Source organism: Rhodopseudomonas sp. BR0G17 (assembly GCF_010907025.1).
GTDB lineage: Bacteria > Pseudomonadota > Alphaproteobacteria > Rhizobiales > Xanthobacteraceae > Rhodopseudomonas > Rhodopseudomonas palustris_H.
The window spans coordinates 1-391 of sequence record NZ_QUML01000241.1 but is presented as its reverse complement, the minus strand read 5'-3'; the positions used below and the strand labels follow the sequence as shown (position 1 = coordinate 391).

Below are 391 nucleotides of genomic sequence, written 5' to 3'. Positions count from 1 at the left end.
CGTGAACGTATCGCCGATCCCACTCCGCCGCTCGACCTTCCCGCTCAAGGTCGCCGCCACGCTGGCGCGGACCGGGCTGTCGGCCGACAGGTTGGAGCTGGAGATCACCGAAGCCCTGCTGCTACAGGACACCGAGTCGACGCTGGCTGTCCTCAACCAGCTCCGCGCCCTCGGCGTCAAGATCGCGCTCGACGATTTCGGCACCGGTTATTCGTCGCTGAGCTATCTGCACCGCTTCCCGATCGACAAGATCAAGATCGACAAGAGCTTCGTCGACACCCTGACCGAGGAAGCGGGATCGGCGATGAGCATCCGTGCGATCGCGAAGATCGCCGCCGCCGGCCACAAGACGACCTTGGCCGCAGGCGTCGAGACCGCAGAACAACGCGAG

At 65.0% G+C, this 391-nt stretch carries 1 protein-coding gene; it reads left to right on the top strand.

The genetic code is table 11. From position 1 onward, the window contains the following. Positions 1-391: EAL domain-containing protein (locus DY467_RS26035; protein ID WP_164639930.1), on the top strand; the 391-nt coding region annotated here is incomplete at both ends.